Below are 6,695 nucleotides of genomic sequence, written 5' to 3'. Positions count from 1 at the left end.
GGTGTATTCCGTGCAGGAACTGCACGCCCAGCTGGCCTGAAGGCCTGTAAACCGGGTTTTTTCCGGATTTCGGCAGGCCCGATTTGCATTAAACTTGTTTCATTGAAATTTTGGATTCAAGCGCCGCCGCCAGGTGACTGGTGGCGGTTTCGCTTTTGAGAGGAGCAAAAACATGGCTACCATCCCCATTACCAAGCGCGGCGCCGAAAGCCTCAAGGCCGAGCTGCACCAGCTCAAGACCGTGGACCGCCCCTGGGTCATCAATTCGATTTCCGAAGCGCGTGCCCAGGGCGACCTGAGCGAAAACGCCGAATACGACGCCGCCAAGGACCGCCAGGGCTTTATCGAAGGCCGCATCCAGGAAATCGAGGGCAAACTCTCCGCCGCCCAGATCATCGATCCGTCCGAACTGGACGCGGGCGGCAAAGTCGTCTTCGGTTCCACCATTGAACTGGAAGATGAAGAAACCGGCGACAAGGTGACCTATCAGATCGTCGGTGAAGACGAGGCCGACATCAAGCTGGGTCGGGTCAACATCAGTTCCCCCATTGCGCGTGCCTTGATCGGCAAGGATGAGGGCGATACCGCTGAAGTCCAGGCGCCGGGCGGTATCAAGCGCTATGAAATCATTTCCGTGATGTATATATGAGCGCCCACGGTCGCTCACTGCGTGTAGCCTGCGGCATCTTCCTGTCCCTTTCATCACGAGAGGGACCGCTGCGCCTGCGGCCCGGCAAAGCCGGTTCCGCGGCCCCTGCTGGTATTCGATGACTGCTTGGCCTTCCGTTGCCTAAATGTTCAAACAGCGCTTCAACGTGATGGTGGCGGCCCTCTGGTGGGGGAGCCTGACCACCTTGGGATTCGTCGTCGTTCCGATGTTGTTTGCCAATCTGGCAACACCCGCTGCGGCTGGAGCTATGGCTGCCAAGCTCTTTACCGCGCAGACCTGGCTCAGCACCGGCTGCGCCATGCTGCTTCTGCTGGTTTTGAATAAAAAAGACGATGCATCCCTTGCGCAACAAGCGCAAGCCACTATGAAATTTATAGTGGCTGGCTTATTGCTGGCCTTGCTGGTTGAGTTTGGCATTGCGCCACGCATCGTCAGCGCGCGTGCAGACGGCGGCAGCCTCAAGCTCTGGCATGGCTTGGGTACGGCACTGTATGTCGTGCAGTGGATATGCGCCGGGATGGCCCTCTGGCGCCTTGCAGGGCCTGCATCTCAGGCCGTACAGCCTCTCGCAGATTAACCGGCGCTCAGATACGCTCGGCTGCTTCGAGCGTATTGACCAACAGCATGGTGATCGTCATGGGGCCAACACCGCCGGGCACCGGCGTGATGTAGCCCGCCACTTCCTTCACCCCGTCAAAATCCACGTCGCCGCAGAGCTTGCCTTCGTCGTTGCGGTTCATGCCCACATCGATGACGACGGCGCCCGGCTTGACCATGTCGGCCGTCAACACGTTGCGCTTGCCGACAGCCGCCACGACCACGTCGGCCTGCAGCGTCATGGCCTTGAGATCTTTGGTTGCGCTGTGGCAGATGGTGACGGTGGCATTTTTTTGCAGCAGCATCAGCGCCATGGGCTTGCCGACGATGTTGCTGCGGCCAATGACCACGGCATGCTTGCCTTTGAGGTCGTAGCCAATGCTCTCAAGCATCTTCATGCAGCCGTAAGGTGTGCAAGGCCAGAAGCCCGGCTGTCCGACCATCAGCGCACCGGCGCTGGCGACGTGAAATCCATCGACATCCTTGGCTGGCGAGATCGATTCGATGACTTTTTGCGCATCGATATGCCCAGGCAAGGGCAGTTGAACCAGGATCCCGTGGATGGCTGGATCTTTGTTCAGCGCGTCCACCCGCGCCAGCAGGTCGGCTTCGCTCAGGGTGGCGGGGTATTGCTCAAGCACCGAATGCAGGCCGTTGTCCTGGCAGGCCTTGACCTTGTTGCGTACATAGACCTGGCTCGCCGGGTTTTCACCCACCAGCACCACGGCCAGACCTGGTGTGACACCGCGCGCGCGCAGGGCGGAAGCGCGTTGAGCGACTTCGGCACGCAGTTGTTTGGAGAGGGCGTTTCCGTCGATCAGCTGGGCAGTCATTTTTTATCGATTTTGAAGTAAAAACGCCCGCAAATCCAATCATCACGGGCGCAAGCAGCTATCAAAAAGATAGCGGATGGTGAGGTCAGCCTTTGGGTGCGTTGGATCCAAGGGCTATCTTGAGCAGGTCGGCCACGGTGTTGGCGTTGAGCTTTTCCATGATGTTGGCGCGGTGCGCCTCCACCGTCTTGATGCTGATGCCCAGATCGTCGGCAATTTGCTTGTTGAGGCGGCCCGCAACGATGCGTTCAAGGACCTGGGCTTCGCGCGAGGTCAGCTTGGCGAGCAGGGCGTCGCGGCTGGCAGATTGCTGGTAATCGCTGAAGGCTTCCTTGGCCTGCTCCAGCATGCGCTCGACCAGGTTGACCAGGGCTTCTTCCTGGAAAGGCTTCTGGATGAAATCCATGGCGCCTTTTTTCATGGTGTTGACCGCCATGGGTACGTCGCCGTGGCCGGTGATGAACACGATGGGGAGCGGTGACTTGCGTTCGACCAGGCGGTCCTGCAATTCGAGGCCAGTCATGCCGCCCATGCGGATGTCGACGATCAGGCACGCGACCTCACGCGGGTCATAGCGGGAAAGAAAGGTTTCGGCCGAGTCGTAGCAGCGGACGCGGTAGTCCTTGCCTTCGAGCAGCCACTGCAGGGAGTCGCGCACGCCCTCGTCATCATCAACGACGTAGACGGTACCTTTTTTGGGAATCAAGCTCATGCCAAACTTTCTTTCGTGAACTTCTCGAAAAGACGGTTCCTGAAGGGGGCCTTCAATGAACGCCGGTGTCCTTGGTCGCTATGGTATCGCCAGCAGGCGCTACGGGCGCCAGCAAGGGCGTCACRGGGATCCAGAAGGTAAACCGGCACCCCACCACTTCGTCCCCATTGTAGAGGTTCTGGGCTTCCATTCTTCCCTGGTGGGACTCGACAATGCTGCGGCAGAGCTTGAGGCCAATGCCCATGCCTTCGGCCTTGGTCGAATAGAAAGCTTCATACAGCCGGCCCATGACTTCAGGCGACAGGCCGCGTCCCGTGTCGAGCACTGAAAACTCCACCACGGCCTGGTCTTCAATCTGCTTGGGCACCACGCGCAATTCGACGCTGCGCCGCGCCGTCGGCAAATGGGCCTGCTCAATCGACTCCGCCGCGTTTTTCATGAGGTTGATGAGCACCTGCTCGATCAGGATGGGGTCCACCATGATGTCAGGCAGGCGGGCTGCGATGTAGTGGCTCAGGCGGACGTGATGGCGGCGCAGCTCGATGTCGGCCAGCTCCATCGCGTTGCTCACGATGGTGGCCACATCGGCGGAACTGCGGTTGGGCTCGCTGCGTTTGACGAAGGACCGTATGCGCTGGATGATCTGCCCGGCGCGGTGCGCCTGTTTGGCGGTTTTCTCCAGCGCCACCAGCAGGTCTTCGTTGCTGATTTGCTGGCCCTTGATGCGCGACACCATGCCGTTGCAGTAATTGTTGATGGCTGTCAGTGGCTGGTTGAGCTCGTGCGCCACGCTGGAGGCCATCTCACCCATGGTGATCAGCCGGCTGGCAGTCTGGGCCCGCTCATTTTGCTGGGCTGCCTGCTCCTCGGCATGGCGCCGCGGCGTGATGTCAGTGGCAATCACCATCTGGGCCAGACGGCCGTCTACCCACGTGAGATACCGTGAGCGAACCTCCAGCCATTTGCTGAGTTCGGGCACAAAAATCTCGGCGTTTTCTGTCTGCGCCGCCGTCAGCGTATCGGTCGGCAGGCCCGCCRGGCCATCGACCGCATCCAGCGCATCTTCGGTGGGTACGGCTGAGGGTACGCCGGCCTGCGCGATCAGGTTCAGGTGGCCGGAGACCTCACCGCCGAACCACGAGCGGTACAGCTTGTTGGCAAACAGCAGTTCTTCACTGCCCAGCGGCGCCACGGACACCGCTGCGTCCAGGCCTTCCAGTACCGTGGTGAAACGTTCGTAAGAAGCTGTGAGCTCTTCCCGGATGCGCTTGGGCTCGGTGATGTCCGTCATGGACGTCATCCAGCCGGTTTGCTGGCCGCGCGGATCAATCAGCGGCGACACATACATGCGGGCGTCGAAAATCTGGCCGTTCTTGCGCTTGACGCGAACCTCAAAACCACCGGGCGGTGTGCGGCCGTGCAGCTCATCGTCCAGCCGCTGCATCAGGGTTTCGATCTCGCCCTCCGGCCAATGCGGGAAGGGCGGTGTGCGGCCCACCAAGTCGCCTTCAGTGAGGCCCGTCATCTGGCAAAACGCGGGGTTCACATAGGTGATGCGGCCCTGCAGGTCCAGCGCGCGCATGCCGGTCAGCATGGAGTTCTCCATCGCGCGGCGAAAGTTGGTTTCAGAAATCAAGGCTTGCTGCGCCTGCACGCGACGGCGCGTATGGCGCCAGGTGCCCAGCAGCATCCACACCGTCAGCGCGCTGAGGGCACTGACCAGCCAGAAGAAGCCGCTGCCCACAACGCCCAGTGAGGCCCGATAGCCTTCCGCGCGGATAAGCAGGCCGTTGCCCACCGGTGAAACCGGTATTTCATACTCGGCGGCGRCATCGCTCCAGGGCAAAAGGCGGGCTGCGGGGTTGCGGGGCGGCGGAAGGTTGCCTGCCAGCACCGTATTTTTGTCGTCGACCAGCGTGACCGCATATTTGGCGGTGACGTCCGTCGGCACACCAAAGCGCAGCAGCCCGTCGATGGAGTATTCGCCCATGATGACGCCGGCAAATTTCCCCTGGTCATCAAGCGGCACCTGCAACTGAAGGGTAGGGGTGTTGTAGCCACTGGCTTCCTTGGTGACCAGCGGACGTGAATACACCGGTTGCCGCAGGTCCCTTGCCAGGTCGTAGGTTCCGTCTGTTTCGCCCACCTTGAGCTGCTCGCCGGCACCGCGCAACTGGCTGGCGTTGGCGCTCGGCGATACATAGGCCACCTTGATCCGCCGCCTGCTGTCCACCCAGGTCACCGCCATCAGTTCCGGATACTGGTTGACCAGGGATTCGGCCTGTGAGATGAACTCTTCCGTGTCCACCTCCTTGTTGGAGACATCGCGCCCGATACGCATGAGCTGCTCCTGGCGCTCCAGAAGGCGAAGGCGCAGGCGTTGCTGGGCATATTCCACATCGCGTTTGACGGCCTGCTGTTCGCGGTCGATTTCCTCGATGCGCAGGTAGCCGAAGGCTGCAATCACGGCTGCCAGAAACAGCACCACGGCCAACAAAGGGCCCAAGGTGATAAAGCGGTCCTGGCGCGACGGGGACTGCCTGCGCCACCAGCGCCTCCACAGGGCAAAGGTGGCTGAGTTCGCCGTGGTGTCGGCAGTGGCGGGAGCTTGCTGGGTCATAAGGAATGGTGCAGTTTAAGTGAGATGCCCTCTGCAAAGCAGGGTTGACCCTGATCTTTTAAGGTGAGATCAGGGGTTGCTTTGGTATCTGGGTCTCTCCCTTCGTACCTCGCTGGTTGGTTGATGTGACGCGTAATTTGTCGGGCGCTTCAAGACGGACAAGACTACGAGGTCCCCAAGAGGCCTATGGAATTTCTTAATGTGAAATCAATAAGCACTATTTGAAATTTAACAAATATTGTGAGAAACTAGGGTCTTGAATCTAATTTGCGTTTAAAACACGCTTAGGCGCAATTGGACACAGGCTCCGCGCGCAGCCCGACAAGAGGCTGTATTGCGGATTAACAAGCTTTATCAGGCTACTCAGGAGACAAAAAATGGCTGCCATTCCGAACCAAGCGGGCGATAACCTGCGCGCTGCCGCCAATGATGCGCTGGACAAGGACACCCAGGAAACCCGTGAATGGATGGACGCCCTGTCCGCCGTCATTGAGAGTGAAGGGCCCGAGCGCGCCCACTTCCTCCTCGAACAGCTCCTCGAACACGCCCGCCAGAAGAGCATCGACATGCCTTTCTCGGCCAACACGGGCTACGTCAACACCATTGAAGCCGACCACGAAGAGCGTTCCCCCGGCAATCTCGAAATCGAGGAACGCCTGCGCGCCTACATGCGCTGGAACGCCATGGCCATGGTGGTCAAGGCCAACCGCCTGCACCCCGTTGATGGCGGCGACCTGGGCGGCCACATCGGCTCCTTTGCCTCGCTGGCCAGTTTGTTTGGTGCCGGCTTCAACCATTTCTGGCATGCCGAGAGCGAAAACCACGGCGGCGACTGCCTCTACATCCAGGGCCACGTGTCGCCCGGCGTCTATGCCCGCGCTTACCTTGAAGGCCGCCTGACCGAAGAGCAGCTGCTCAACTTCCGCCAAGAGGTTGATGGCAAGGGCCTCTCAAGCTACCCGCACCCCAAGCTCATGCCCGAGTTCTGGCAGTTCCCCACCGTCTCCATGGGCCTGGGCCCATTGATGGCGATTTATCAGGCCCGCTTCCTCAAGTACCTGCACGCCCGCGGCATTGCCAACACCGAAAACCGCAAGGTCTGGGTGTTCTGCGGTGACGGCGAGATGGACGAAGTGGAATCCATGGGTGCCATCGGCCTGGCCGCTCGTGAAAAGCTCGACAACCTCGTCTTCGTCATCAACTGCAACCTGCAGCGCCTCGACGGCCCCGTGCGCGGTAACGGCAAGATCATCCAGGAGCTCG

At 60.2% G+C, this 6,695-nt stretch carries 5 protein-coding genes and 1 pseudogene; 3 read left to right on the top strand and 3 right to left on the bottom strand.

Annotated elements, in window-relative coordinates; all coding sequences use genetic code 11:
* Positions 1 to 172: 172 nt before the first annotated feature.
* Complete coding sequence (greA, locus tag AC1D0Z_RS14060) at positions 173 to 649, top strand: transcription elongation factor GreA (RefSeq protein ID WP_477658845.1); 477 nt, start codon at positions 173 to 175, stop codon at positions 647 to 649.
* Between the two features lie 145 nt (positions 650 to 794).
* Positions 795 to 1,247 (top strand): DUF4149 domain-containing protein, encoded by a 453-nt coding sequence (locus AC1D0Z_RS14055; protein WP_477658844.1) that lies wholly within the window; start codon positions 795 to 797, stop codon positions 1,245 to 1,247.
* Positions 1,248 to 1,254: 7 nt separating this feature from the next.
* Here AC1D0Z_RS14055 and folD read toward each other — a convergent pair whose 3' ends face one another.
* From folD to AC1D0Z_RS14040, 3 genes are all read right to left on the bottom strand, one after another.
* Positions 1,255 to 2,100 (bottom strand): bifunctional methylenetetrahydrofolate dehydrogenase/methenyltetrahydrofolate cyclohydrolase FolD, encoded by an 846-nt coding sequence (gene folD, locus AC1D0Z_RS14050; RefSeq protein ID WP_477658843.1) that lies wholly within the window; start codon positions 2,098 to 2,100, stop codon positions 1,255 to 1,257.
* A gap of 85 nt (positions 2,101 to 2,185) precedes the next feature.
* A complete protein-coding gene (locus tag AC1D0Z_RS14045) occupies positions 2,186 to 2,812 on the bottom strand; it encodes a response regulator transcription factor (RefSeq protein WP_348047552.1) in 627 nt (208 codons plus the stop codon).
* Between the two features lie 52 nt (positions 2,813 to 2,864).
* Entirely contained in the window at positions 2,865 to 5,432 is a 2,568-nt protein-coding gene (locus tag AC1D0Z_RS14040) for a PAS domain S-box protein (RefSeq protein WP_477658842.1), read from the bottom strand.
* Between the two features lie 377 nt (positions 5,433 to 5,809).
* Between AC1D0Z_RS14040 and aceE the strand changes: the two are divergent.
* Positions 5,810 to 6,695 (top strand): annotated as a pseudogene (gene aceE, locus AC1D0Z_RS14035) (pyruvate dehydrogenase (acetyl-transferring), homodimeric type); the annotation flags it as partial.

The sequence above is a fragment of the Polaromonas sp. P1_E3 genome (assembly GCF_056405935.1).
The sequence above is the reverse complement of the archived record's forward strand: the minus strand, read 5'-3'. Positions and strand labels throughout refer to the sequence as shown.

Excerpts from the sequence above, each read along its gene's own strand:
- greA (WP_477658845.1), top strand. The coding sequence starts at position 173 with ATGGCTACCATCCCCATTACCAAGCGCGGCGCCGAAAGCCTCAAGGCC.
- folD (WP_477658843.1), bottom strand. The coding sequence starts at position 2,100 with ATGACTGCCCAGCTGATCGACGGAAACGCCCTCTCCAAACAACTGCGT.
- AC1D0Z_RS14055 (WP_477658844.1), top strand. The coding sequence starts at position 795 with ATGTTCAAACAGCGCTTCAACGTGATGGTGGCGGCCCTCTGGTGGGGG.
- AC1D0Z_RS14045 (WP_348047552.1), bottom strand. The coding sequence starts at position 2,812 with ATGAGCTTGATTCCCAAAAAAGGTACCGTCTACGTCGTTGATGATGAC.